Genomic DNA, 24794 nt, shown 5'->3' with positions numbered 1-24794 from the left:
GGACCCGATGATCACCGACCTGCCCGACACCTCGACCGCGGCCGTGGCCAAGGCCCTCGTCCGTCTTCGCGACGAGGGCGGCGCGGTCGCGCTCGGTCGCGTGCTGACCCTCGTGATCGACGCCTCGGCCTCCGATGTCGAGCGGGCGGTCGAGGCCGCCAACATCGCGAGCCGTGAGCACCCCTGCCGGGTGATCGTCCTGGCCCGCGACGAGCAGCGTGAGACCGCCCGCCTCGACGCGCAGATCCGGGTGGGTGGCGACGCCGGCGCGAGCGAGGTCGTCGTCCTGACCGCGTCCGGCGAGATGCTCGAGCACTCCGACACCCTCGTCATGCCGCTGCTGCTCCCCGACGCCCCGATCGTCGTGTGGTGGCCCCAGGAGGTGCCCTCCGCACCGGCCGAGCACCCCATCGGGTCGATGGCCCAGCGGAGGATCACCGACTCGGTGTCCTGCACGGACACCGTGGCTGCCCTGCACCGTCTGCGCGACGGGCACACCGCGGGCAACACCGACCTCGCCTGGACGCGCATCACGCCCTGGCGCGGACTGCTGGCCGCCGCCCTGGATCAGCCTCCGTACGAGGCCGTCACCTCGGTCGAGGTCCACGGGGAGGGCACGCACCCCTCGGTGACCCTGCTGGCGGCGTGGCTGGGCATGATGCTCGAGTCCCCCGTGGACCTGCACCGCGAGCAGGGCGTCCAGGGAGTGACCCGGGTGGTGCTGCACCGCACCTCCGGACCCATCGTGATCGACCGACCGGACGGCCGTGTGGCCATCCTCAACCAGCCGGGGCAGCCCGAGCGCACGGCCGCGCTGCCCCTGCGTCCGCTGACGGACTGCCTGGCTGAGGAGCTCCGCCGTCTCGACCCCGACGAGGTCTACGGCGAGGTCCTCGCCCAGGGCCTCGCCCTGCTGGAGGACGCATGAGCACACGGACCGTCGTCGTCCATCCTGACGCTGAGACCCTCGCCGAGGCCACTGCAGCGCGCCTGCTGCTGCACCTGCTCGACGCTCAGTCGACCCACCGGCCGCTGCACGTGGGGCTCACCGGGGGGACGGTCGGGATCAAGACCCTGGCGCGGATCGCCGAGGCGCCGCTGCGCCACGCCGTCGACTGGACGGGCGTTCACCTGTGGTGGGGCGACGAGCGGTTCCTCCCCGCAGGGGACCCCGACCGCAACGAGACCCAGGCCAGGGCCGCCCTGCTCGACGCGCTCCCCGTGCCCGAGGAGAACATCCACGCGATGCCTCCCTCGGACATGGCGGAGAGCCCTGAGGAAGCCGCGCGGTCCTACGCCGACGAGCTCGCGCGCCATGCCCCCGGGACGAGCGACGAGTCGGGACCTGCAGTTCCCCGGTTCGACGTCCTGCTCCTGGGCATGGGGCCTGACGGGCACGTCGCGTCCCTCTTCCCCGAGCACGACGCCCTCGAGGTCACCGCCACCACCACCGTGGGCGTGCACGGCTCCCCCAAGCCTCCCCCGGAGCGCGTCAGTCTCACCTTCCCCGCGATCGAGGCCGCCGAGGAGGTGTGGCTCGTCGTCGGCGGGGCTGACAAGGCCCCCGCAGCAGCTCGAGCCCTGGCAGGCGAGGCGGTGCGGACCACCCCCGCCGCGGGCGCCCTGGGCCGACGTCGGACCCTGTGGCTGATGGACGTCGCGGCCGCAGGCTGACCAGGAGGACCAGCATGGATCCGACGACGTGGGCAGCGGTCGACGACTACCTCGCCCCTCTGACGCAGGAGGACGAGGTGCTGCGGGCTGCCAACGCCCGGGCCCGGGAGGAAGGGCTGCCACCGATCCAGGTGTCCGCACCGCAGGGGCGGATGCTGCAGCTCATCGCACAGATCCACGGGGCGCGTCGCGCCCTGGAGATCGGCACCCTGGCTGGGTACAGCACGATCTGGCTGGCCCGCGGGCTGTCCGGGCCGCAACCCCACCTCACGACCCTCGAACGTGACCCCCACCACGCCGAGGTCGCCCGGGCCAACATCGACGCGGCCGGTCTGGGTGACGTGGTCGAGGTCCGCGTCGGCGCGGCCGTCGAGACCCTGGCCGAGCTCGAGGCGTCGGGCACCGAGCCCTTCGACCTGGTCTTCGTGGACGCGGACAAGCCGTCCAACACCCGCTACCTCGACGCCGCTCTGCGCCTGGTGAGACCCGGGGCGGTGATCGTGGTGGACAACGTGGTCCGGCAGGGTGCCCTCGCCGACGTCGGTAGCACCGACGAACGGGTGCGCGGCAGCCGCGAGGTCGTCGAGCGCGTCGCCAGCGACCCTCGGCTCAGCGCGACGGTCCTGCAGACCGTCGGCAGCAAGGGCTACGACGGCTTCATGCTGGTCCGCGTCGACGAGGACGAGGGGCCAGACGCCCTCTCCGGTCGCTGAGCCCCCCCGGCTCGAGGAGCTCTGGCGCCCTCAGGCCTAGGAGCCGCGGCGTGCGCGCAGCGCAGCGAGGGCCTCGTCGAGGATCGCCTGACCGTCCTCGTCGCTACGGCGCTCCTTCACGTAGGCGAGGTGCGTCTTGTAGGGCTCGTTGCGCGTGCGGGACGGCGGGTTCGCCTTGTCCTGGCCGGCGGGGAAGCCGCAGCGCGGGCAGTCCCAGGTCTCAGGGGCCTCGGCGTTGGCCTCCTGGGAGAAGCTCGGCTTGGTCTCGTGCCCGTTGGCGCACCAGTAGGACACCCAGAACCGCGGTGCGGAGTCCCCTCGCTCGGCCTCTCCCATGGGGCCGGCCCCGACACGGGAACCCCGGATTGCACTTCCGCTCGCCATGGTGAACCTCCGTTGTCAGGCGCTGACGCGCTGGATCAGGCCCAGCAGGACGATGACGATGGCCCAGAGCACTGCCAGGCCGATGGTGATGCGGTTGAGGTTGCGCTCGGCCACCCCCGAGCTGCTCGCGTTGCTCGTGACACCGCCACCGAACATGTCCGAGAGCCCGCCACCCTTGCCCTTGTGCAGCAGCACGAGGAGGACGACGAGGAAGCTGGTCAGGACCAGCAGGATCTGCAAGATGATGCGCAGTGCGTCCACGTGCTCGTACGTCCTTACTCGACTCGCGTGCCAGGCGCCGGCGGGCGCCCGGTCAAGGATAGGCGACAGGGGTGTGATCCGACGAACACGCCACCCTGCGGAGACCACCGAGGTGCGCCTGCGCCCTGCACGGACGCGGACGCACCTCGGTGGTCGGACGGGACCGGGGCCGCTACAGGCCCACCTGGTGGGACTGGTAGCGGGCGATCTTGGCGAACTCCTCGGGGTCGAGGCTCGCCCCGCCGACCAGCGCGCCGTCGACGTCGGGCTGGCTCATGATCGACGCGACGTTCCCGGACTTCACCGAGCCGCCGTAGAGGACACGGACGCCCTCGGCCAGCTCGGCGTCGTACAGCTCGGCGAGCTTCTGCCGGATCGCACCGCACACCTCCTGGGCGTCCTCGGGGGTCGCGACCTCACCCGTGCCGATGGCCCACACAGGCTCGTACGCGATGACGACCTGGGCGGCGTGCTCGCGGGAGAGGCCGGCGAGCCCACCCTCGAGCTGGGCGAGGGTGTACGCGACCTGCTCCCCCGCCTTGCGGATGTCGAGGCCCTCGCCCACGCAGAGGATCGGGATGAGCCCCTGACCGAAGGCCGAGGCGACCTTGGCGGCGCAGAGCGCGTCGTCCTCGCCGTGGTACTGGCGACGCTCGGAGTGACCGACCGCCACATAGGTGACGCCGAGCTTGGCGAGCATGACGGGCGAGATCTCCCCCGTGTACGCCCCCTCGGTGTGCGCGGAGACGTCCTGCGCACCGTACGAGAGCTCGAGCTTGTCGGCGTCCACGAGGGTCTGGACCGAGCGCAGGTCCGTGAACGGGACCAGCACGCTGACCTCGACCGCGGAGTAGTCGTGCTTGGCGTCCTTCAGGGTCCAGGCGAGCTTCTGGACGAGATGCGTGGCCTGGTGGTGGTCCAGGTTCATCTTCCAGTTGCCGGCCATGAGCGGTGTGCGTGCCATCAGTCCTCCAGAACTGCGATGCCGGGAAGGGTCTTGCCCTCGAGCAGCTCGAGGCTCGCGCCACCGCCGGTCGAGATGTGGCCGAAGCCGGCCTCGTCGAAGCCGAGCTTGCGGACGGCGGCGGCGGAGTCGCCACCGCCGACGATCGAGAAGCCGTCGGTGTCGACCAGGGCCTGGGCCACCGCGCGGGTGCCCTCGGCGAAGGCGGGGAACTCGAAGACCCCCATGGGGCCGTTCCACGCGATGGTCTTCGCGGAGAGGATCGCCTCGCGGAAGAGGTCCCCCGACCGCGGACCGATGTCGAGGCCGATCTTCCCCGCGGGGATGGCGTCCGCGCCGACCGTCTCGTGCGGCGCGTCGGCGGCGAAAGAGTCGGCGGCGACGATGTCGACCGGGAGGACGATCTCGACGCCCGACTCGTCAGCCTGGGCGAGGTAGCCCTTGACCGCCTCCACCTGGTCCTCCTCGAGAAGCGAGGAGCCGACCTCGTGGCCCTGGGCCTTGAGGAAGGTGAAGACCATGCCGCCCCCGATGAGCAGCTTGTCGGCCTTGGTCAGCAGGTTCGCGATGACGCCGAGCTTGTCGGAGACCTTGGAGCCGCCGAGCACGACCACGTAGGGGCGCTCGGGGTCCTCGACAGCCTTGCGCAGCGCCTGGACCTCGGCGAGCACGAGGGACCCGGCTGCGTGCGGACGTCGCTGCGCGACGTCGTAGACCGAGGCCTGCTTGCGGTGCACCACGCCGAAACCGTCCGAGACGAACGCGTCGGCCAGGGCCGCCAGCTCGTCGGCGAGCTCCCCGCGGACGGCGTCGTCCTTCGAGGTCTCGCGGGCGTCGAAGCGGATGTTCTCCAGGAGGGCGATCTGCCCGTCCTCGAGCGCTGCGACCGTCGCCTTGGCCGAGTCGCCGACCACGTCCTGCGCGAGCGGGACCGGCTGGCCCAGGAGCTCGGAGAGCCGGGCCGCCACCGGCGCGAGGGAGTACTTCTCCTCGGGTGCACCCTTGGGGCGACCGAGATGGGCGGTCACGACCACGCGGGCGCCCGCCTCGAGCAGGGCCGAGAGCGTGGGCAGCGCGGCGCGGATACGGCCGTCGTCGGTGATGGTCGTGCCGTCCAGGGGGACGTTGAAGTCGGAGCGGACGAGCACGCGCTTGCCGCGCAGGTCGCCCAGGTCGTCGATGGTCTTCATGTGCCTTCCTCAGGTCTGGTCAGGGGTCAGACGCGACGACGTCCGCGTGCTCCGCAGGCCCGGAGGCTGCGGCGCACGCGGACGTCGGTCATCGAGCCGTGCTCGTCGGACGTGCCTCGCTCAGAGACGCTCACCGATGTAGGTGGTGAGCTTGACGAGGGTGTTCGAGTAGCCCCACTCGTTGTCGTACCAGGAGACGACCTTCACCTGGTCGCCGATGACCTTGGTCAGGCCGGCGTCGAAGATGCTCGAGGCCGGGTTCCCGACGATGTCGCTCGAGACGATCGGGTCCTCGGTGTAGACGAGGATGCCCTGGAGCTCCTCGGTCTCCGCAGCGGCCTTGATCGCCGCGTTGACCTCGGCGACCGTGACCTCACGGGAGGCCGTGAAGGTCAGGTCCGTCGCCGAACCGGTCGGGGTCGGGACGCGCATGGCGTAGCCGTCGAGCTTGCCCTTGAGCTGGGGAAGCACGAGGGACACGGCCTTGGCGGCACCCGTCGAGGTCGGGACCATGTTGATGGCCGCGGCGCGCGCACGACGAAGGTCCTTGTGCGGGCCGTCCTGCAGGTTCTGGTCGGCCGTGTACGCGTGGATGGTCGTCATGAGACCGCGCACGATGCCGAACTCGTCGTCCAGGACCTTGGCCATCGGGGCGAGGCAGTTGGTGGTGCACGAGGCGTTGGAGACCACGTTGTGGTTCTGCGCGTCGTACGAGGTGTGGTTCACACCGACGACGAAGTCGGCGTCGACGTTGCTGCCGGGGGCCGAGATGATGACCTTCTTGGCGCCGGCCTCGATGTGCGCCTTGGCCTTGGTGCCGTCGGTGAAGAAGCCCGTGGACTCGATGACCACGTCAGCGCCCAGCTCGCCCCAGGGGAGCTTGGCGGGGTCGCGCTCGGCGAGGGCCTTGAAGGTCGAGGACCCGACGGTGAGGGTGTCCTCGGTGTACGAGACGTCGTGCGCGAGCACTCCCATCACCGAGTCGTACTTGAGCAGGTGCGCGAGGGTCTTGGTGTCCGTCAGGTCGTTGACACCGACGATCTCGATGTCAGCGCCCGACTCGACAACAGCGCGGAAGAAGTTACGTCCGATACGACCGAAGCCGTTAATACCGACGCGGATGGTCACAATGCCTCCTCGTGGCGCGCCGGTATCGCCGACACGCTCATGTGGTCACTTGACGTTGCGTACGGCGCTGTACGCGCCTGGTCGGACCGCAACTTCTCGATCCCCAGATATGAGCCAGGTTACACGCCTGACACATGGCGCGCAGGGACGTCCGTCCCGGGCAGCGGCCTTCTCAGACGTCGAGCATGTCGGCCGACAGACCGGCCTCGGTGTCGGGGATGCCGAGCTCCTGCGCGCGCTTGTCCGCGGTGGCCAGCAGTCGACGGATCCGCCCCGCGACGGCGTCCTTGGTCAGGGGCGGCACGGCGAGCTGGCCGAGCTCCTCGAGGGAGGCCTGCTTGTGCGCGAGCCTGAGCTCCCCGGCCTCGCGGAGGTGCTCGGGCAGGTCCTCGCCCAGGATCTCGAAGGCCCGCTCGACCCGTGCACCGGCCGCCACCGCGGCCCGCGCCGACCGGCGCAGGTTGGCGTCGTCGAAGTTCGCGAGCCGGTTGGCGGTCCCGCGGACCTCGCGCCGCATCCGACGCTCCTCCCACACCATGACTGCGTCGTGCGCACCGAGCCTCGTGAGCATCGCACCGATCGCGTCGCCGTCGCGGATCACCACACGGTCCACGCCCCGGACCTCGCGGGCCTTGGCCGCGATGCCGAGCCGCCGCGCAGCGCCCACCAGCGCCAGCGCGGCCTCGGGGCCCGGGCAGGTGACCTCGAGGGCGGCCGAGCGCCCCGGTTCGGTCAGGGAGCCGTGCGCGATGAACGCCCCGCGCCAGGCGGCCTCGGCCTCACCCACGCCCGCCGAGACGACCTGGGGCGGGAGACCACGCACCGGGCGACCGCGGTTGTCGAGCAGTCCCGTCTGGCGGGCGAGGGACTCGCCGTCCTTGACCACCCGGACGACGTAGCGGGTGCCGCGGCGCAGGCCGCCCCCGCTCACGACCACGACGTCGCTCGAGTGCCCGTAGACCTCGGCGACGAAGGTGCGCAGCCGCCGGGCCGCGACCCCGGTGTCGAGCTCGGCCTCGATGACGATGCGACCCGAGATGATGTGCAGCCCACCCGCGAAGCGGAGCATCGCTGACACCTCGGCCTTGCGGCACGACGTCTTGTCCACGGAGAGCCGCGCGAGCTCGTCCTTCACCTGTGCCGTCAACGCCATGCGGTCATCCTGCCAGTCACCGGGCCGAGGTGCCGACGTCGCCGAGGAATCCCTCGAAGGCGTCGCGGTAGGCGGCAGCCAGGCGCAGGGCGTCATGGCGCGCCGTTCCGTCGCCGACGCCGACCTGCCGGAGGAGCAGGCGTGCGCCGAGGGCGGTGCAGTGGGCCTGGAGCTGCTCGATGTCCTCGATCACGGTCGGATCCGCGACGACCACGTCGAACCGCAGCTCGGGGGCGTGCGCCTGGAGGGCCGACAGGTGGTCGTTGGCCGTCATGCCGTGGGTCTCGCCCGACTCGTCGCTCAGGTTGAGGGTCAGGCACCGGCGGGCGGTCGTACGGTGCAGCGCAGCCGAGAGCTCGGGCACGAGCAGGTGCGGCATCACCGAGGTGAACCACGAGCCCGGGCCGAGCACCACCCAGTCCGCGGCGTCGACCGCGGCGACGGCCTCGGGGCAGGCCGGTGGGTCGTCCGGGATGAGACGGACCTCCCGGACCCGTCCCGGTGCCGTGGCGACCGCGCTCTGCCCCCGCACCACGTGGGGTGCCGCCTCGGGGCCGGCCGCGACATCGACGAGGTCGGCCTCGATCGCCAGCGGCACCGAGGCCATCGGCAGCACCCGCCCGCGCGCACCGAGCAGCCGGCCCACCCAGTCGAGACCGGTCACGGTGTCCCCCAGGAGCTCCCACAGCGCCACGATGAGCAGGTTGCCCACCGCGTGCTGGTCGAGGGACCCCTGCGAGTGGAACCGGTGCTGCAGCAGGTCGCGCCAGGTCCTGCCCCACTCGGTGTCGTCGCACAGGGCCGACAGCGCCATCCGCAGGTCGCCCGGGGGCAGGACGTCCATCTCGGCCCGCAGACGCCCCGAGGAGCCGCCGTCGTCGGCGACCGTGACGACGGCGGTCAGCCGGTCAGACATCAGCCGGAGGGCCGAGAGGCTCGCGAACAGGCCGTGCCCTCCCCCGAGCGCGACCACCGCGGGGCCGCGACCACCGGGGTCCAGGAGGGTCACTCGCGCCCCAGGTCGCGGTGCGAGACGACGACGCGGTGCCCCCGCTCGCGCAGCTCGGTCGCCAAGGTCTCGGACACCGCGACGGACCGGTGCTTGCCACCCGTGCACCCGACGGCGATCGTCGCGTACCGCTTGTTCTCGTTGCGGTAGCCCGCCAGCACGGGCTCGAGAGCCAGGACGTAACGCTCGATGAAGGTCATCGCGCCGTCCCGGGCCAGCACGTAGTCCCGGACCGGCTCGTCCCGGCCGGTGAGGTGCCGCAGCTCGGTGATCCAGTACGGGTTCGACAGGAATCGCATGTCCACGACGTGGTCGGCGTCGAGCGGCAGGCCGTACTTGAACCCGAAGGACAGGATGTGCAGGCGCAGGGCCTCGTCGTCCCCGCCGGTGACCGCGATGCGGACCTCCCGGGCCAGGTCGTGGACGTTGAGCTCGGTCGTGTCGATCACGACGTCCGCCCGCTCGCGGATGCCCTGGAGCAGCGCTCGCTCCTCCGTGATGCCGTCGAGGATGCCGCGGTCGCCCTGCAGGGGGTGAGGCCGTCGGACGGCCTCGAAGCGCTGCACCAGCTTGGCGTCCGAGGCGTCGAGGAACAGGACGCGGTAGGCGTACCCGGCTGCACGGATCTCGTCGATCACGTGGGCGAGGTCGGCGAAGAACTCACGCCCCCGGACGTCGACGACGGCGGCGAGGCGGTTGACCCCGCCCGGGCCGGCGCTCATCATCCGGGCCATCTGGGTGAGGAGCTGGGCGGGGAGGTTGTCGACCACGTACCAGTCCAGGTCCTCGAGCACGGTCGCCGTCTGCGACCTGCCCGCGCCGGACATGCCGGTGATGACCAGGAGCTCGGGCGGCTCGGAGGTGGGCCTGGGAGTGGTGGCCTCGAGGGCAGGGATGCCGCGCGGGACCGTCTCGGGTGGTGGCTCGTGCGTCATGCGTCCAGCATGCCAGGCCCTGCGGCGTCGTGACCGCTCGGCAGGCTCAGGTGGAGGACCGCTCCCCCGTGGGCTCGGCGCCGGGGGCCGGGGCAGCGTCCTCCGGCGGAGCAGGTCGCAGCGCTGTCAGCACGGTCTCGGCCGTCCGCCGCCCCATGCCCCGGACCGCGGCGATCTCCTCGACCTCGGCGGCGCGGATGCGCGCGACCGACCCGAAGTGCTTGAGCAGGGCTGCGCGCCGCGTCGGTCCCAGCCCCGGGACCTCGTCGAGGGCCGAGGAGGTCATGCCCTTGCTGCGCCGCGAGCGGTGGTGACGCAGGGCGAAGCGGTGCGCCTCGTCGCGCAGGCGCTGGAGCAGGTACAGGCCCTCGGAGGACCGCTGCAGGATGACCGGGTAGTCCTCTCCTGGCACCCAGACCTCCTCGAGCCGCTTGGCGAGCCCGCAGAGCGCGACGTCCTCGATCCCGAGGTCGGCCAGGGCACGGGCCGCGGCAGCGACCTGGGGGGCCCCCCCGTCGACGACGACGAGGTTGGGCGGGTAGGCGAAGCGACCCTTCTGCTCGGGGACCTCGGCCCCGACCTCCCCCGTGGTCGGGCCGCCCAGCGGCACCTCCCCCGCACCCGCGGCCCGTGCCTGGTCCTCGAGGTACCGCCGGAAGCGACGCGTGATCACCTCGTACATCGCCGCGGTATCGTCACGGGCACCATCCCCCTCGGGCCCGCGCACCACGAAGTGGCGGTACTCGGAGGTGCGGGCCAGGCCGTCCTCGAAGACCACCATCGACCCGACCTGGTGGGTCCCCTGGGTGGTCGAGATGTCGTAGCACTCGATCCGCAACGGCGCCGACGGGAGGTCGAGGGCCTCCTGGATCTCCCGGAGCGCCTGGCTCCGGGTGGTCAGGTCGCCGGCGCGCCTGGTCCGGTGCAGGGCGAGGGCCTGCTCGGCGTTGCGCCGCACGGTCGCGGCGAGGTCCTTCTTGTCCCCGCGCTGGGGCACCCGCACCTGGACCCGCGCCCCCCGCAACGAGCCCAGCCAGTCCTGGACCTGCTCGACGTCGGGGGGCAGCACCGGGACCAGCACCTCGCGCGGGACCGGACTGCCCGGGTCGAGCTCTCGCTCCGGGCGGGCCGACCCCTGCGAGCTGCGCCCCGGCGTGGCCGGCAGCCCGTCGCCGTAGACCTGCTGGAGGAGGTGCTCGATGAGCTCGGCGTCACCGATGTCCTCGACCTTCTCGACCACCCACCCGCGCTGCCCCCGGATGCGTCCGTCCCGGACGTGGAAGACCTGGACGGCGGCCTCGAGCTCGTCGCCGACCAGGGCGAAGACGTCCGCGCTCGTCCCGTCGGACAGCACGACGGCGTTCTTCTCGGTGGCCCGCTGGAGGGCCGCGACGTCGTCCCGCAGCCGTGCCGCCGCCTCGAACTCGAGGTTCTCGGCCGCCTCCGCCATGCGTCGCTCGAGCCGACGGACGAACTTGGCGGTGTCCCCCGCCATGAAGTCGCAGAAGTCCTCCGCCAGGCCCCGGTGCTCCTCGGGAGAGACCCGGCCCACGCAGGGGGCCGAGCACTTGTCGATGTACCCCAGCAGGCACGGCCGGCCGGCCTGCTCGGCCCGCTTGAACACCCCGGCCGAGCAGGTCCGCACCGGGAAGACGCGGAGCAGCAGGTCGACCGTCTCCCGGATCGCCCAGGCGTGGGCGTAGGGGCCGAAGTACCTCGTTCCCGGTCGCTTGGCCCCGCGCATCACCTGGACCCGAGGGAACTGGTCCCCCAGGGTGACCGCGAGGTAGGGGTAGGACTTGTCGTCCCGGTACTTGACGTTGAACCGGGGGTCGTACTCCTTGATCCAGGAGTACTCGAGCGCCAGGGCCTCGACCTCGGTGCCCACCACGGTCCACTCCACCGAGGCAGCGGTGGTCACCATCTGCTGGGTGCGCGGGTGCAGGGCGGTCAGGTCCTGGAAGTAGCTCGCGAGGCGAGACCGGAGGCTCTTGGCCTTCCCGACGTAGACCACGCGGCCGTGCTCGTCGCGGAAGCGGTAGACCCCCGGGGAGTCGGGCACCTGACCGGGGCGGGGACGGTAGCTCGCCGGATCGGCCATGCCGTCGAGGGTAGTTCAGCCCACCGACCTCGTGCGCCACGAGACGGGGCCATGGTGGTCCGGCCGCGGCACCGCTAGCGTTGCTGGATGGGCCTCCTGCACACGTACAACGCCACCGTCACCTGGACCGGGGCGGGTGAGGCCGGGACCCGCACCTACACCGCCTACAGCCGAGATCACGAGGTCTCCCTCGAGGGCAAGCCCGTGCTCCTGGGCTCCGCGGACCCCAGCTTTCGCGGCGACCCGGCCCGGTTCAACCCGGAGGAGCTCCTGGTCACCGCACTCTCCCAGTGCCACATGCTCTGGTTCCTGCATCTCGCCAGCCTCGACGGCGTCGTGGTGGTGGGCTACGTGGACAACGCGGTGGGCACGATGCGGGTGGAGGCGGCCGGGGCCGGGCAGTTCACCCACGTCGTCCTGCACCCCCTCGTCACCGTCGCGACCACGGACCGGGAGGACGGCCGCGAGGTGACGGAGGATGACCTGGCAGCCCTGCACGCCAAGGCCCACGAGCACTGCTTCATCGCACGGTCCGTCAGCTTCCCGGTCCGCCACGACCCAGCACCGCTGCGCGTCGCGCAGGCCTCCTCCTGACCTCCCCGGGCCGTCCCGCGGACCGACCCGCTCGTCGGCGGCCTCACGCGCTCGCGCGGGCCTCCACGAGGTCCTTGGCCGGCTCCAGGACCTCCGCCAGGAAGCGTCCTGTGTGGCTCTCCGGAGCAGCCGCGATCTCCTCGGGGGTCCCCTCGGCGACGACGAGACCACCCCCCGAGCCTCCCTCGGGGCCCATGTCGACCACCCAGTCGGCGTTCTTGATCACGTCGAGGTTGTGCTCGATGACGATGACCGAGTTGCCCTTGTCGACCAGGGACTGGAGCACCCCGAGGAGCTTGCGGATGTCCTCGAAGTGCAGGCCCGTCGTGGGCTCGTCGAGCACGTAGATGGTGCGTCCGCTCGACCGCTTCTGCAGCTCGCTGGCGAGCTTGACCCGCTGGGCCTCGCCCCCGGACAGGGTCGGCGCGGGCTGGCCCAGCCGGACGTAGCCGAGCCCGACGTCGACGAGGGTCTTGAGGTGCCGCGAGATGGCCGGGACCGCCGCGAAGAACTCGGCGGCCTCCTCGATCGGCATGTCGAGCACCTCGGCGACCGTCTTGCCCTTGAAGTGCACCTCGAGGGTCTCGCGGTTGTACCGCGCGCCGTGGCACACCTCGCAGGGCACGTAGACGTCCGGGAGGAAGTTCATCTCGATCTTGATGGTGCCGTCCCCCGAGCACGCCTCGCAGCGCCCGCCCTTGACGTTGAAGGAGAACCGCCCCGGCATGTAGCCGCGGACCTTGGCCTCGGTCGTCTCGGCGAACAGGCGACGGACGTGGTCCCACACCCCGGTGTAGGTCGCGGGGTTGGACCGCGGCGTACGGCCGATCGGGCCCTGGTCGACGTGCACGACCTTGTCGAGATGGTCGAGGCCGGTCACGCGGGTGTGCCGGCCGGGCACCTGCCGCGCACCGTTGAGCTCGTTCGCCAGCACCGTGTGCAAGATCGAGTTGACCAGGGTGGACTTCCCGGACCCGGAGACACCGGTCACCGCGACGAGGCAGCCGAGCGGGAAGCTCACGTCGATGCCGCGCAGGTTGTGCTCACGCGCCCCGACGACGGTGATCTCCCGGGAGGGGTCCGGGATGCGGCGGTCCGCCGGCATCGGGATCGAGCGACGCCCCGCGAGGTACGCGCCGGTGACCGACTCGTCCGAGGCGAGCAGGCCCTCGAGGTCACCCGAGTGGACGACGCGCCCACCGTGCTCCCCGGCGCCGGGACCGATGTCGACGATCCAGTCCGCGGTGCGGATGGTGTCCTCGTCGTGCTCGACGACGATCAGGGTGTTCCCCAGGTCGCGCAGACGGGTGAGGGTGTCGATCAGTCGCCGGTTGTCCCGCTGGTGCAGGCCGATGCTGGGTTCGTCGAGCACGTAGAGAACGCCGACGAGCCCGGACCCGATCTGGGTCGCGAGACGGATCCGCTGGGCCTCGCCGCCCGAGAGCGTGCCGGCGGGACGCTCGAGGGACAGGTAGTCCAGGCCCACGTCCAGCAGGAAGCCCAGGCGGTCCTGGATCTCCTTGAGCACCTGGGTCGCGATCGCGCGCTCGCGGGAGCCGAGCTCGAGGGCGTCGAGGAAGTCCCGTGCCTCACGCAACGGCATGCGGCAGACGTCCGCGATGGAGCGGCCGCCGACGCGGACCGCCAGCACCTCGGGCTTGAGCCGGGCCCCCTCGCAGACCGGGCACGGCACCTCCCGCATGAAGGCCTCGTACTTCTCCTTGGACCAGTCCGACTCGGTCTCGGAGTGCCGACGCTCGATGAAGGTGACGACGCCTTCGAAGCCCGTGCTGTACTGCCGTTCCCGGCCCCACCGGTTCTTGTACTTGACGTGCACCTTGTGGTCCTGGCCGTACAAGATCGCGGACCGGGCACGCTCGGGCAGCGCCCGCCAGGGGACGTCCATGCCGAAGCCGAGCTCGCCGGCCAGGGCCGTGAGCACCCGCTGGAAGTACTCCGAGGAGGTCTGCGACCACGGGGCTACCGCTCCGTCGGCCAGGGTCGCGTCCTCGTCAGGGATCACGAGGTCCGCGTCGACCTCGAGCCTGCTGCCGATACCGGTGCACTCGGGGCACGCGCCGTACGGGGCGTTGAAGGAGAAGGTGCGGGGCTCGATCTCCTCGAGGGCCAGCTGGTGGTCGTTCGGGCAGGCCCGGTGCTCGGAGAACCGGCGCTCCCGTTCAGGATCCCCCTCCTCGGCGTCGACGAGCTCGACCACGACGAGGCCACCCGCGAGAGAGAGGGCCGTCTCGACCGAGTCGGTCAGTCGGCGCTGGACGCCGTCCCGGGCCACCAGACGGTCGATCACGACCTCGATCGTGTGCTTGAGCTTCTTCTCGAGGGTGGGCGGCTCGGTCAGCTGCACCACCTCGCCGTCGACCCGTGCGCGGGCGAAGCCCTTGGACTGCAGCTCGGTGAAGAGGTCGGCGTACTCACCCTTGCGGCCGCGGACCACCGGCGCGAGCACCTGGTACCGGGTGCCCTCGGGGAGCTCGAGGAGCCGGTCCACGATCTGCTGGGGCGTCTGACGGCTCACCTGCTCGCCGCAGACCGGGCAGTGCTGGGTGCCCGCTCGGGCGAAGAGCAGTCGCAGGTAGTCGTAGACCTCGGTGATCGTCCCGACGGTCGACCGCGGGTTGCGGTTGGTGGACTTCTGGTCGATCGACACGGCGGGCGAGAGCCCTTCGATGAAGTCGACGTCAGGCTTGTCCATCTGGCCCAGGAACTGGCGGGCGTAGGCCGAGAGCGACTCGACGTAGCGTCGCTGCCCCTCGGCGAAGATCGTGTCGAAGGCCAGGGACGACTTGCCCGAGCCCGAGAGGCCCGTGAAGACGATGAGGCTGTCCCGAGGGAGGTCGATGTCGACGTTGCGGAGGTTGTGCTCGCGGGCGCCCTGGACGCGGAGACGGTCGTTCACCGCACCATGGTAGGTCGCCGTGACGGATCCGTACAGTTGTTCGAAGATCGGCCGGTCGGCGCCCGCGCGCGCCTGGGTGGCCGTCGCGCCACACTGGCGCGATGGACCAGACGCCGAGCACGCCTGGGGCGAGCACCGAGCAGCAGCCCTACGACGGCCGCACCCTGACCGGCGGCCCCACCCAGACCCGCGAGCTGGACGAGGTCGTCATCCGGAAGCTCTCGGTCGGGCCGATGGACAACAACGCGTACCTCATCACCTGCCGAGCCAGTGGCTCCCAGGTCCTCGTCGACGCGGCGGCCGACCCCGACCGCCTCCTCCAGCTGGTCCGCGAGGGCTCGGGGTCGGCCCGGCTCACCACGGTGGTGACCACGCACCGCCACCCGGACCACACCGGTGCCCTGGCCTCGATCCTGGCCGTCACCGGAGCCGAGGCCGTCGCCGGCGAGGAGGATGCCGCCGTCCTGCCCGTCACGGGGGTGCGTCCCCTCCGGCACGGCGAGGTGCTGCCCGTGGGGCACCTGACCCTCGAGGTGATCGGGTTGCGCGGCCACACCCCGGGCTCGATCGCCCTGGCCTACCGCGAGCCGGCGCGCACGAGGCGAGCCGGGACCGTCGCAGGACGGGTGCACCTGCTGACGGGCGACAGCCTGTTCCCCGGGGGGCCGGGCAAGACCGAGGACCCGGAGGCCTTCGACAGCCTCATGACCGACCTCGTCGAGCGCGTCTTCGACCGGTTCGACGACCGGACCTGGGTGTATCCGGGCCACGGCGCAGACACCACGCTCGGCGCCGAGCGCCCGCACCTCGACGCCTGGCGATCTCGCGGCTGGTGAGGCTCAGGGAGCCTTGCCCGGCCCCTTCTCCTGGCCCGGCGGCACCTTCTGCTGGCCCGGCGCGCCGTCGCGGCCGTTCGAGCCGGCACCGCCGCCGTTGCCCTGCGCCGGAGCAGGGGCGTCCTCCCGCGTCACCTCGTCCACAGCGCTCGCCGGGTCCGTCGCCGGGGCCGTGGCTGGCGCCTGGGCCGGCTCGTCCCCTGCCGGTCCTGACTCCTCCGTCGGGGCGGGCACGCCCGTCGGCCTCTCCCCGTCCGTCGCCACCTCGTCCGTCTCGCGCTCCTCCCCACCGCGACCTGCGACCACGGCGAGCTCCTCCTCGGCGGCGACCAGCGCGGCGTCGATCTGGCGGTAGCGCGCGACGGAGACCTCGCCCGCCTCCGCGGCGGCGTCCAGAGCGGCCCGGACCTCGGTCGCCGCCACCTCGGCCGCGTCGTAGCGCTCCTCCGCCGCGGCCCGGTGCAGGTCGAGCACAGCAGCCTGGAGGGCGCCGGCCGCGTCCTCCGACAGGTCGCTGGGCGCTGCGCAGCCGCCCAGCACCAGGGCGGCGGGGAGCAGGAGGCCGAGCAGTCGACGCCTCATGGGGACACGCTCGCAGCGAGGTCGTCGAGGGCGTCCCCGAGCGAACCCTCGACGGCGGGGTAGGTCGGCGGCTCGGGGGTCGAGGTGGTCGACCGGGAGAGCAGCATCCCGATGCCGAGGAGCACGACGATCCCCAGAGCGGCGAGCAGGGTGTGGGCGGCCGTCCACCGGGCTGGCGGATCGACCCGCTCCTCCCCCGGCTCCAGAGCGCCAGGACCTCCGGCTTCGCGCGTGCGGCGCATCTGGGCCGCCACCACGTCGCCGGTCCGCAGCGGCCGGGTCTCCGTCGCGGGTTCGGGCCGTCGGGTCGGCCCTGCCGGGCGCAGGACGGCCGGACGCGGCTCCTCGGAGGCAGCCGGGCCCTCGGTCGGGGCCGGGTGCGCCCGCGTGCTGTCGAGGTCCGCGCTCACCAGGGACAGCTCACCGGTGGACTCCCCGAGGAGCGCGGTGAGGGCGACAGCGACGGCGGACATGCTCGGGCGGTCCTCCGGGCGCCGCGCCGTCATGCTCTCGAGCAGCGACACCCACTCCGACCCCAGCTCCCCGGGGACCTGAGGGGAGGTGGTCAGGCGGGCGGCGGCGACCTCGACGACCGTCCCGGTGAACGCCCGGCGGCCCGTGAGGCACTCCAGGAGGACGAGCCCCAGGGCGTACACGTCGGCGGCCGGGCCGACCTCGGCACCGGCGGCCTGCTCGGGGGCGAGGTAGGTGGCCGTCCCGAGCGTGGTCCCGGTCATCGTGAGCCGGGCGCCGTCCGCGAACCGGGCGATCCCGAAGTCGGCGAGCTTGACGATCGGGCCCGTCGTGACAGCTGCGTCCGCAGACTCGTCCTCGGGTTCCTCCGCCTCCACCATCAGGACGTTGGCCGGCTTGATGTCGCGGTGGACCACCCCGGCGTCGTGCACCGTGGCGAGGGCCTCGGCGAGCTGACGTCCGGCCCTGGCCACATGGGTCGCAGGGAACCGCCCCGCGACCAGGCGGTCCGCGAGGGTAGGACCGCGGACGAGCTCCATGACCAGGTACGTCTGGTGCATCGGCCCGCCGGCGTAGGCCGATCCGGCGTCGTGCAGGGTGACCAGTCCGGGATGGCTCAGGCGAGCGAGCACCCGCATCTCCGCCTGGTGCCGCAGGACCTCGTCGGCGTCCGGCGTGGGCGGGAAGAGCTTGACGGCGACGTCCCGACCGAGCACCTCGTCGTGCGCGCGGTAGACCGTGGCCATGCCCCCTTGGCCGAGGATCTCCTCGACGCGGTACCTGCCGTCGAGGACGACTCCACGGGCGACATCGACCAAGCCCACCATCGCCTCCTCGTCCTCGTCGTGCGCGGCCAGGCGGGTTCCCGGAGCATCGCGGGCCGCCCCTCCGGCTCCTCAGCACGGTAGAGCGGGGCGACGGGTCGCGCACCCCGGCGGGTCCAGGTTCACCCGCCCGTCCGAGGCGGGAGAATGGCGCCATGACGACCTACTGCGTCCATTACGTCTACGACGACCGCGCTGGCCTGCGGGACGAGCTCCGACCACGCCACCGGCAGTACCTGCGCACCTTGCTCGATGCGGGCGACCTCCTCGCGAGCGGGCCGTGGGTCGGGGCCGCCGAACCGACGACCCGACGCGACGACGGTCCAGAGACGGCGCCGCCCGCAGCCGCACCCGGGGCCGAGGCCCCCGGAGCGCTCCTCGTCCTGCGCGCGGCGGATACGGCCGCGGTGGCCGCGCTCCTGGACGCCGACCCGTTCTGGGTCGAGGGCCTGGTCGCAGCACGGACCGTCCGTGCCTGGGACCCCGTGCTGGGCCCCTGGGGCTGAGCAGGCTCGGACGGAGGGCGGGGCGGCCAGGTCAACGAGACGTCTCGTCCGCCCCGTCCTCCACCGAGCCCCCCACGGGCAGCACGGGAGCCTGGCCGTCGAGCTCCTAGACAGGGGTGCCGAGACCCCGCTCCTCGGCCTGGCGCTGCGCGGCCGCCACGACCCGCGCTCGACGGGTGGAGAGGAGGCTCGCCGCGGTCGCGACGGCCAGCGTGCCGAGGATCACGGTGAGCGAGAGCCAGATCGGGATCTCAGGAGCCCACGCGACGTGCTCCCCGCCGTTGATGAAGGGCACCTCGTTGGTGTGCAACGCCTCGAGCACGAGCTTGACGCCGATGAAGGCAAGGATGAACGACAACCCCTGCGAGAGGTACACGAGGCGCTCGAGCAGCCCGCCGATCAGGAAGTACAGCTGACGCAGCCCCAGCAGGGCGAAGGCGTTGGTCGTGAAGACGATGTACGGCTCTTTCGTCAGGCCGAAGATCGCCGGGATGGAGTCGAGGGCGAAGAGCACGTCGGTCGTGCCGATCGCGATCATCACGAGGAGCATCGGGGTGACGAGGCGGCGACCGTGCTGGACGACCGTCAGTCGGTCGCCGTGGTACTCGGTCGTCGTCGGGAGCACGCGGCGCGCGAGGCGCAGCATCCGGTTCTCGTGGAACTCGGCCGGGGTGTCGTCCTGGTGGTGCTCACGAGCGAGCTTGACCGCCGTGTACACGAGGAAGGCCCCGAAGACGTAGAAGACCCAGGAGAACTGCTCGATGGCCGCGGCACCGGCCCAGATGAAGAGCCCACGCAGGAACAGCGCGATCGCGACGCCGACGAGCAGGACCTTCTGCTGGTAGGGACGCGGGACGGCAAACCTCGTCATGATGATGAGGAAGATGAAGAGGTTGTCGACGGAGAGGCTCTTCTCGGTCACGTACCCGGCGAAGTACTCACCCCCGTGCGCAGGCCCCCAGACCACCAGGAGCCCCAACCCGAACAGGACGGCGAGAGCGATGTACACCGCAGACCAGGTCGCCGACTCGCGGAATGTCGGCTCGTGCGGGGTTCGCACGTGGGCGTAGAAGTCGAAGACGAGCAGGCCGAGCACGCCGACGACGGTCGCGGCCCAGATCCAGGTGGGGACGTCCACAGGTGATCCTCCGGTACGTAGCAACGGGGTACCGGAGGTCTCCTCCGCCCAGGCGTCGACGGACGCGCGAACCGATGGCACCGGGTCGACGACGGGGTCGGCCGTGATGACGACACCACCGCGACGGGAGTACTCCCCTCCAACGGCCCCCACGATAGGTCACGCCGGGACCGGGCACGGCACCCGCCCGTCAGGCCGTGTCCCCGAGCACCTCAGGCTGTCGCGGCCTGCATGTCCCTGAGCTCCTTCTTGAGCCCCGAGATCTCGTCCCGGAGCCGCGCAGCGAGCTCGAACTGGAGCTCCGCGGCGGCCCCCCGCATCTGCTCGCTGAGCTCCTGGATGAGATCGGCGAGCTCGCTCGCGGGGACCGCCGCCATGCGGGCGCGCTCCGAGGTGACGGCCTTGCCCTTGCCGCCGCCCGGCACCGGGGCCTTGCCCTTGCCCGCGTTGCGGTAGCCGCCCTCGAGGAGCTGGGCGGTGTCGATGTCCTCCCGGGCGAGCATGTCCGTGACGTCGCTGATCCGCTTGCGCAGCGGCGTCGGGTCGATCCCGTGCTCGAGGTTGTAGGCGACCTGCTTCTCGCGGCGGCGGTTGGTCTCGTCGATCGCGGTCGCCATCGCCGGGGTGATCTTGTCCGCGTACATGTGGACCTGGCCCGAGACGTTGCGTGCGGCGCGGCCGATGGTCTGGATGAGCGAGGTGCCCGACCGGAGGAACCCCTCCTTGTCGGCGTCCAGGATGCTCACCAGAGACACCTCCGGGAGGTCGAGGCCCTCGCGCAGCAGGTTGATGCCGACCAGCACGTCGTACTGCCCGAGCCTCAGCTCGCGCAGCAGCTCCACGCGTCGCAAGGTGTCGACCTCGGAGTGGAGGTAGCGGACCCGCACGTCCTTCTCGAGGAGGTAGTCGGTCAGGTCCTCCGACATCTTCTTGGTCAGGGTGGTCACCAGGACACGCTCGTCCCGGTCCACCCGCTGCCGGATCTCCTCGAGCAGGTCGTCGATCTGCCCCGTCGTCGGCTTGACGACGACCTCCGGGTCGATCAGCCCTGTCGGGCGGATGATCTGCTCGACGACGCCGTCGGACTGGGAGAGCTCGTAGGCGCCGGGGGTCGCCGAGAGGTAGACCGTCTGGCCGATCCGCTCGACGAACTCCTCCCACCGCAGCGGGCGGTTGTCCATCGCACTCGGGAGCCGGAAGCCGTGCTCGACGAGCGCCCGCTTGCGGGACATGTCCCCCTCGAACATGGCTCCGATCTGCGGGACGGTGACGTGGGACTCGTCGATGACGAGCAGGAAGTCCTCGGGGAAGTAGTCGAGCAACGTGTGCGGCGGGGTGCCCTGCTCACGCCCGTCGATGTGACGTGAGTAGTTCTCGATCCCGGAGCAGCTGCCGACCTGCCGCATCATCTCGATGTCGTAGGTGGTGCGCATGCGCAGTCGTTGAGCCTCGAGCAGCTTGTTCTGCCGTTCGAGCTCAGCGAGCCGGTCCTCGAGCTCGGCCTCGATGCTCGCGATCGCGCGCTCCATCCGCTCAGGGCCGGCGACGTAGTGCGAGGCAGGGAAGACGTAGGTCTCCTGCTGGGACCGGAGCACCTCACCGGTCAACGGGTGCAGGGCGTGGATCGCCTCGATCTCGTCCCCGAAGAACTCGATCCTGATCGCGAGCTCCTCGTAGACCGGGATGATCTCGACCGTGTCCCCCCGGACCCGGAAGGTCCCGCGGGTGAACGCCATGTCGTTGCGGGTGTACTGCATCGTGACGAACTGCCGGAGCAGCTGGTCCCGCTCGATCTGGTCGCCGACGGACAGGTGCACCATCCGGTCGACGTACTCCTGCGGGGTACCCAGGCCGTAGATGCACGAGACCGAGGCCACGACGACGACGTCCCGCCGAGTCAGCAGGTTGTTCGTCGCGGAGTGACGCAGACGCTCGACCTCCTCGTTGATCGAGGAGTCCTTCTCGATGTAGGTGTCCGACTGCGCGATGTACGCCTCGGGCTGGTAGTAGTCGTAGTAGGAGACGAAGTACTCGACCGTGTTGTGGGGCAGGAGCTCGCGGAACTCCGTCGCGAGCTGCGCTGCCAGGGTCTTGTTGGGCGCCATGATGAGCGTCGGACGCTGCAGCTTCTCGACGAGCCACGCGGTCGTGGCCGACTTGCCGGTCCCGGTGGCACCCAGCAGGACGACGTCCTTCTCCCCCGCCTGCACCCGCTGCGTGAGCTCGTGGATGGCCTGGGGCTGGTCCCCCGAGGGCGAGTAGTCCGAGACAACCTCGAACGGGGCGGCCGAACGCTGCAGGTCGGTGACAGGACGCATGGGACAACCGTACGTCCAAGCACCGACACCGGCCCGCGGGCTCAGTCCTCCCGGCCCGTGGCGAGGGCGAGGTCCTCCGCGACGGACAACGAGGTCAGCAGGACCGTCTCGACAGCCTCTGCCAGGGCGTCGACCTCTCGCCCCGGCGAGGTCGCGAGCTGCGGCGAGGCGCCGGGCGTCTGGTCCGGTTCGGGCAACGCAGGCACGTGCACGAACCCGCCCCGGGTCTCGGGACGTCCGGCCAGGAGGTGCATGAGGGTGTAGAAGGTCGCGTTGCACACGTAGGTGCCTGCCGTCATCGACACCTCGACCGGGAACCCACGCTCCCGCAGGCGGGCGAAGCACGCCTTGACCGGGAGCGAGCCCATCAGGGCGAGCGGCCCCCCGGGCTCGACGGGGAGGTCGACCGGAGAGCGACCGTCCTCGTCCGGGATCCTGGCGTCCATGAGGTTGAGGGCCACCCGCTCCAGTCCCAGGCGACTCCGTCCACCGGCCTCACCGAGGCAGAGGACCACCGCTGGGCGGTGGTCCTCGACCACGGCGGTCAGCTCGGCACGTGCCCTCGCGAAGGAGACCGGGAGGATTTCGATCCTCAGCGGCTCGGGCCCTGCCCACCGTGCGGCCAGCGCGTCAGCCACGAGGGCCGAGGTGTTCGTGGCGCGACCACCGAACGGCGCGAAGGCCGTGACGAGGATGCGGGAGGTGCTCGTCCCGGGGCCAGGTCGAGCACGCGGCTCGTGGCCGCTCATGCCTGGGGGTGGGGGGCCGTGGGCCCTGCGGGGGCGTGCTGGGTCCAGCCTCGCCAGAGCTCGTCGACCTGCGCGTGCAGGTCCGAGATGCGCCGTGACCCGTCCAGCACGACGTCAGCCGCGGCCCTGCGCTCGTCGTCGGCGGCCTGGGCGGCGATCCGGGCCCACGCGTCCTCCTCGGTCAGCCCTCGACCGTCCACGAGGCGGTCGACCCGCAGCTCGGCCGGCGCGTCGACGACGACCAGGACGTCGAAGTGCCCCGCCTGCCCGGTCTCGACGAGCAGCGGGATGTCGTGCACGACCACGTGGTGCCCCCCGGCGAGGAGCTCGGCCTCGCGCTCCCCCGCCGACCATCTCACCCGCGGATGGACCACGGCATTGAGGCGTTCACGAGCAGCGGGGTCACCGAAGACCACGGCGGCGAGGGCCGCGCGGTCGAGGGCTCCGTCGGCGTCGAGAACCTCCGGGCCGAAGGCGTGAACCACCGCACGGAGGCCCCGCGTCCCGGGCCCGAGGACCTCACGGGCCAGCAGGTCGTGGTCCACGACCGCAGCCCCGAGCTCCACGAGCCGCGCCGCGGCGGTCGACTTCCCCGACGCGATCCCTCCGGTGAGGCCCACACGCAGCACGTGGGGCTCGGGCCCGGGCCCAGTCCGAGTGCTCATGACTCGAGCCTAGTCGTGGCCGATGCCCGCCCCACCGCCCGACCCCGCGGATGTAGGCGGCCTGCCGCGGGTGCGGGACCCGTGAGACACCCGGGGACGGCTGCGGGCCGGCCACCCGAAGGTGACCGGCCCGCAGCCGGGGGTGACGACGAGCGTCAGTTCCCGGTGAGCTTCTCGCGCAGGGCCGCGAGGGCCTCGTCCGAGGCAAGGGTGCCACTCCCCTGGTCGACCGGAGCCGAGGAGTAGTTGCTCGCCGGCGCCGGCGAGCTCGAGCTGCTGCTGCTGCTCGTGGCGGTCGCGGCCGGTGCGTTGGCCGCGTCGGCGTCGGCCTGCTGAGCCTCGAGCACCTGCTTCTTGTGCGACTCCCAACGCGACTGGGCGGCGGCGTACTGCGCCTCCCAGGCCTCGCGCTGCGACTCGTAGCCCTCGAGCCACTCGTTGGTCTCGGGGTCGAAGCCCTCGGGGTACTTGTAGTTCCCCTTCTCGTCGTACTCCGCGGCCATGCCGTACAGGGCCGGGTCGAAGTCCTCGCTCGTGGGGTCGAGCCCCTCGTTGGCCTGCTTCAGCGAGAGCGAGATCCGACGACGCTCGAGGTCGATGTCGATGACCTTGACGAAGGTCTCGTCACCGACGTTGACGACCTGCTCGGGCAGCTCGACGTGGCGGACGGCCAGCTCGGAGATGTGCACGAGGCCCTCGATACCGTCCTCGACGCGCACGAAGGCGCCGAAGGGGACGAGCTTGGTGACCTTGCCGGGCACGACCTGTCCGATGGCGTGCGTCCGGGCGAACGCCTGCCACGGGTCCTCCTGCGTCGCCTTGAGCGACAGCGAGACCCGCTCGCGGTCGAAGTCGACGTCCAGGACCTCGACCGTGACCTCCTGGCCGACCTCGACGACCTCGGAGGGGTGGTCGATGTGCTTCCAGGACAGCTCCGAGACGTGCACGAGCCCGTCCACGCCGCCCAGGTCCACGAAGGCACCGAAGTTGACGATCGAGGAGACGACGCCGGGACGGACCTGGCCCTTCTGCAGGGTCTGCAGGAAGGTCGACCGCACCTCGGACTGCGTCTGCTCGAGCCAGGCACGGCGCGACAGGACCACGTTGTTGCGGTTCTTGTCGAGCTCGATGATCTTGGCCTCGATCTCCTTGCCGACGTACGGCTGGAGGTCGCGGACACGCCGCATCTCGACGAGGGAGGCGGGGAGGAACCCACGCAGGCCGATGTCGAGGATGAGCCCACCCTTGACGACCTCGATGACGGTGCCGGTGACGACGCCGTCCTCCTCCTTGATCTTCTCGATCGTGCCCCAGGCGCGCTCGTACTGCGCACGCTTCTTGGACAGGATCAGACGACCCTCCTTGTCCTCCTTCTGGAGGACCAGGGCCTCGACCTCGTCGCCGACCTTGACGACCTCGTCCGGGTCGACGTCGTGCTTGATCGAGAGCTCGCGCGAGGGGATGACACCCTCGGTCTTGTAACCGATGTCGAGCAGGACCTCGTCACGGTCGACCTTGACGATTGTTCCTTCGACGATGTCGCCGTCGTTGAAGTACTTGATGGTCGCGTCGATCGCGGCGAGGAAGTCCTCGGCCGAGCCGATGTCGTTGATCGCGACCTGCGGCGTGCTCGACTTCGTAGGGGTGGAGATGGTCATTGAGTTTCGAGCTCCGATGCG

Annotated in this window: 23 protein-coding genes; 6 read left to right on the top strand and 17 right to left on the bottom strand. The window is 71.4% G+C overall.

Annotated features, from left to right (window positions below):
* Nucleotides 1–7 precede the first annotated feature (7 nt).
* From J4G33_RS00805 to J4G33_RS00795, 3 genes are read left to right on the top strand one after another with little or no spacing between them, the layout of a single operon-like run.
* A complete protein-coding gene (locus J4G33_RS00805; RefSeq protein WP_208053999.1) occupies nucleotides 8–928 on the top strand; it encodes a glucose-6-phosphate dehydrogenase assembly protein OpcA in 921 nt (306 codons plus the stop codon).
* Entirely contained in the window at nucleotides 925–1674 is a 750-nt protein-coding gene (gene pgl / locus J4G33_RS00800) for a 6-phosphogluconolactonase (RefSeq protein ID WP_208053998.1), read from the top strand. Before J4G33_RS00805 ends, pgl begins: the two co-directional genes overlap by 4 nt.
* Nucleotides 1675–1688: 14 nt before the next feature.
* Complete coding sequence (locus tag J4G33_RS00795; RefSeq protein ID WP_208053997.1) at nucleotides 1689–2387, top strand: O-methyltransferase; 699 nt, start codon at nucleotides 1689–1691, stop codon at nucleotides 2385–2387.
* A 36-nt stretch (nucleotides 2388–2423) separates the two neighbouring features.
* Here J4G33_RS00795 and J4G33_RS00790 read toward each other — a convergent pair whose 3' ends face one another.
* The 9 genes from J4G33_RS00790 to uvrC all read right to left on the bottom strand — a co-directional run bounded on the left by J4G33_RS00790 (nucleotide 2424) and on the right by uvrC (nucleotide 11512).
* Nucleotides 2424–2771, bottom strand: a complete 348-nt coding sequence (locus J4G33_RS00790; protein ID WP_208053996.1) for an RNA polymerase-binding protein RbpA — start codon at nucleotides 2769–2771, stop codon at nucleotides 2424–2426.
* A gap of 15 nt (nucleotides 2772–2786) precedes the next feature.
* Nucleotides 2787–3032: a preprotein translocase subunit SecG gene (secG, locus tag J4G33_RS00785; protein WP_208053995.1), complete on the bottom strand. Its 246-nt coding sequence runs from the start codon at nucleotides 3030–3032 to the stop codon at nucleotides 2787–2789.
* 172 nt (nucleotides 3033–3204) lie between these two features.
* Nucleotides 3205–3999, bottom strand: coding sequence for a triose-phosphate isomerase (gene tpiA, locus J4G33_RS00780; RefSeq protein ID WP_372434952.1), 795 nt, complete (start codon nucleotides 3997–3999; stop codon nucleotides 3205–3207).
* Nucleotides 3996–5186, bottom strand: coding sequence for a phosphoglycerate kinase (locus J4G33_RS00775; RefSeq protein WP_208053993.1), 1191 nt, complete (start codon nucleotides 5184–5186; stop codon nucleotides 3996–3998). Before J4G33_RS00775 ends, tpiA begins: the two co-directional genes overlap by 4 nt.
* Before the next feature lie 120 nt (nucleotides 5187–5306).
* Nucleotides 5307–6314, bottom strand: a complete 1008-nt coding sequence (gene gap, locus J4G33_RS00770) for a type I glyceraldehyde-3-phosphate dehydrogenase (protein ID WP_208053992.1) — start codon at nucleotides 6312–6314, stop codon at nucleotides 5307–5309.
* Nucleotides 6315–6486: 172 nt separating this feature from the next.
* Nucleotides 6487–7467: a DNA-binding protein WhiA gene (gene whiA, locus J4G33_RS00765; protein ID WP_208053991.1), complete on the bottom strand. Its 981-nt coding sequence runs from the start codon at nucleotides 7465–7467 to the stop codon at nucleotides 6487–6489.
* 16 nt (nucleotides 7468–7483) lie between these two features.
* Nucleotides 7484–8476 carry a gluconeogenesis factor YvcK family protein gene (locus J4G33_RS00760; protein WP_307793624.1) on the bottom strand — a complete coding sequence of 331 codons (993 nt, stop codon included), beginning with the start codon at nucleotides 8474–8476 and terminating at the stop codon, nucleotides 7484–7486.
* Nucleotides 8473–9411 (bottom strand): RNase adapter RapZ, encoded by a 939-nt coding sequence (gene rapZ / locus J4G33_RS00755; RefSeq protein ID WP_208053990.1) that lies wholly within the window; start codon nucleotides 9409–9411, stop codon nucleotides 8473–8475. The genes J4G33_RS00760 and rapZ overlap by 4 nt, the downstream gene beginning before the upstream one ends.
* Nucleotides 9412–9457: 46 nt before the next feature.
* Nucleotides 9458–11512 carry an excinuclease ABC subunit UvrC gene (uvrC, locus tag J4G33_RS00750; protein WP_208053989.1) on the bottom strand — a complete coding sequence of 685 codons (2055 nt, stop codon included), beginning with the start codon at nucleotides 11510–11512 and terminating at the stop codon, nucleotides 9458–9460.
* Nucleotides 11513–11599: 87 nt separating this feature from the next.
* Between uvrC and J4G33_RS00745 the strand changes: the two genes are divergently transcribed.
* Nucleotides 11600–12106, top strand: a complete 507-nt coding sequence (locus tag J4G33_RS00745; protein WP_208053988.1) for an OsmC family protein — start codon at nucleotides 11600–11602, stop codon at nucleotides 12104–12106.
* A gap of 43 nt (nucleotides 12107–12149) precedes the next feature.
* On the opposite strand, the gene uvrA is transcribed toward J4G33_RS00745, so the two are convergent.
* Nucleotides 12150–15023, bottom strand: coding sequence for an excinuclease ABC subunit UvrA (uvrA, locus tag J4G33_RS00740; RefSeq protein WP_208053987.1), 2874 nt, complete (start codon nucleotides 15021–15023; stop codon nucleotides 12150–12152).
* A gap of 101 nt (nucleotides 15024–15124) precedes the next feature.
* Between uvrA and J4G33_RS00735 the strand changes: the two genes are divergently transcribed.
* Nucleotides 15125–15859, top strand: coding sequence for an MBL fold metallo-hydrolase (locus tag J4G33_RS00735; RefSeq protein ID WP_208053986.1), 735 nt, complete (start codon nucleotides 15125–15127; stop codon nucleotides 15857–15859).
* A 3-nt stretch (nucleotides 15860–15862) separates the two neighbouring features.
* Here the strand turns inward: J4G33_RS00735 and J4G33_RS00730 are convergent, their stop codons facing one another.
* Nucleotides 15863–16441: a hypothetical protein gene (locus J4G33_RS00730; RefSeq protein ID WP_208053985.1), complete on the bottom strand. Its 579-nt coding sequence runs from the start codon at nucleotides 16439–16441 to the stop codon at nucleotides 15863–15865.
* Complete coding sequence (locus J4G33_RS00725) at nucleotides 16438–17739, bottom strand: serine/threonine-protein kinase (protein WP_208053984.1); 1302 nt, start codon at nucleotides 17737–17739, stop codon at nucleotides 16438–16440. The genes J4G33_RS00730 and J4G33_RS00725 overlap by 4 nt, the downstream gene beginning before the upstream one ends.
* A 155-nt stretch (nucleotides 17740–17894) precedes the next feature.
* Here J4G33_RS00725 and J4G33_RS00720 point away from each other — a divergent pair, with 155 nt between their 5' ends.
* Nucleotides 17895–18245 carry a YciI family protein gene (locus tag J4G33_RS00720; RefSeq protein ID WP_208053983.1) on the top strand — a complete coding sequence of 117 codons (351 nt, stop codon included), beginning with the start codon at nucleotides 17895–17897 and terminating at the stop codon, nucleotides 18243–18245.
* A gap of 106 nt (nucleotides 18246–18351) precedes the next feature.
* On the opposite strand, the gene J4G33_RS00715 is transcribed toward J4G33_RS00720, so the two are convergent.
* From J4G33_RS00715 to rpsA, 5 genes are all read right to left on the bottom strand, one after another.
* Nucleotides 18352–19383: a TerC family protein gene (locus J4G33_RS00715; protein ID WP_208053982.1), complete on the bottom strand. Its 1032-nt coding sequence runs from the start codon at nucleotides 19381–19383 to the stop codon at nucleotides 18352–18354.
* A gap of 212 nt (nucleotides 19384–19595) precedes the next feature.
* Nucleotides 19596–21701 carry an excinuclease ABC subunit UvrB gene (gene uvrB, locus J4G33_RS00710; protein WP_208053981.1) on the bottom strand — a complete coding sequence of 702 codons (2106 nt, stop codon included), beginning with the start codon at nucleotides 21699–21701 and terminating at the stop codon, nucleotides 19596–19598.
* 41 nt (nucleotides 21702–21742) lie between these two features.
* Entirely contained in the window at nucleotides 21743–22450 is a 708-nt protein-coding gene (locus J4G33_RS00705; protein ID WP_208053980.1) for a pyroglutamyl-peptidase I, read from the bottom strand.
* Nucleotides 22447–23079, bottom strand: coding sequence for a dephospho-CoA kinase (gene coaE / locus J4G33_RS00700; protein ID WP_208054619.1), 633 nt, complete (start codon nucleotides 23077–23079; stop codon nucleotides 22447–22449). The genes J4G33_RS00705 and coaE overlap by 4 nt, the downstream gene beginning before the upstream one ends.
* Before the next feature lie 191 nt (nucleotides 23080–23270).
* Complete coding sequence (rpsA, locus tag J4G33_RS00695) at nucleotides 23271–24773, bottom strand: 30S ribosomal protein S1 (protein ID WP_208053979.1); 1503 nt, start codon at nucleotides 24771–24773, stop codon at nucleotides 23271–23273.
* Between the last annotated feature and the right edge of the window lie 21 nt (nucleotides 24774–24794).

Source organism: Actinotalea soli (assembly GCF_017565425.1).
In the GTDB taxonomy this organism is placed as follows: domain Bacteria; phylum Actinomycetota; class Actinomycetes; order Actinomycetales; family Cellulomonadaceae; genus Actinotalea; species Actinotalea soli.
This window is presented reverse-complemented; position numbering and strand designations above follow the sequence as displayed.

Bases quoted from the DNA above. Each gene is read 5' to 3' on its own strand.
- J4G33_RS00805 (WP_208053999.1), top strand. From the start codon at position 8: ATGATCACCGACCTGCCCGACACCTCGACCGCGGCCGTGGCCAAGGCC.
- pgl (WP_208053998.1), top strand. From the start codon at position 925: ATGAGCACACGGACCGTCGTCGTCCATCCTGACGCTGAGACCCTCGCC.
- J4G33_RS00795 (WP_208053997.1), top strand. From the start codon at position 1,689: ATGGATCCGACGACGTGGGCAGCGGTCGACGACTACCTCGCCCCTCTG.
- J4G33_RS00790 (WP_208053996.1), bottom strand. From the start codon at position 2,771: ATGGCGAGCGGAAGTGCAATCCGGGGTTCCCGTGTCGGGGCCGGCCCC.
- J4G33_RS00775 (WP_208053993.1), bottom strand. From the start codon at position 5,186: ATGAAGACCATCGACGACCTGGGCGACCTGCGCGGCAAGCGCGTGCTC.
- whiA (WP_208053991.1), bottom strand. From the start codon at position 7,467: ATGGCGTTGACGGCACAGGTGAAGGACGAGCTCGCGCGGCTCTCCGTG.
- rapZ (WP_208053990.1), bottom strand. From the start codon at position 9,411: ATGACGCACGAGCCACCACCCGAGACGGTCCCGCGCGGCATCCCTGCC.
- uvrC (WP_208053989.1), bottom strand. From the start codon at position 11,512: ATGGCCGATCCGGCGAGCTACCGTCCCCGCCCCGGTCAGGTGCCCGAC.
- J4G33_RS00745 (WP_208053988.1), top strand. From the start codon at position 11,600: ATGGGCCTCCTGCACACGTACAACGCCACCGTCACCTGGACCGGGGCG.
- J4G33_RS00735 (WP_208053986.1), top strand. From the start codon at position 15,125: ATGGACCAGACGCCGAGCACGCCTGGGGCGAGCACCGAGCAGCAGCCC.
- J4G33_RS00730 (WP_208053985.1), bottom strand. From the start codon at position 16,441: ATGAGGCGTCGACTGCTCGGCCTCCTGCTCCCCGCCGCCCTGGTGCTG.
- J4G33_RS00720 (WP_208053983.1), top strand. From the start codon at position 17,895: ATGACGACCTACTGCGTCCATTACGTCTACGACGACCGCGCTGGCCTG.
- uvrB (WP_208053981.1), bottom strand. From the start codon at position 21,701: ATGCGTCCTGTCACCGACCTGCAGCGTTCGGCCGCCCCGTTCGAGGTT.
- J4G33_RS00705 (WP_208053980.1), bottom strand. From the start codon at position 22,450: ATGAGCGGCCACGAGCCGCGTGCTCGACCTGGCCCCGGGACGAGCACC.
- rpsA (WP_208053979.1), bottom strand. From the start codon at position 24,773: ATGACCATCTCCACCCCTACGAAGTCGAGCACGCCGCAGGTCGCGATC.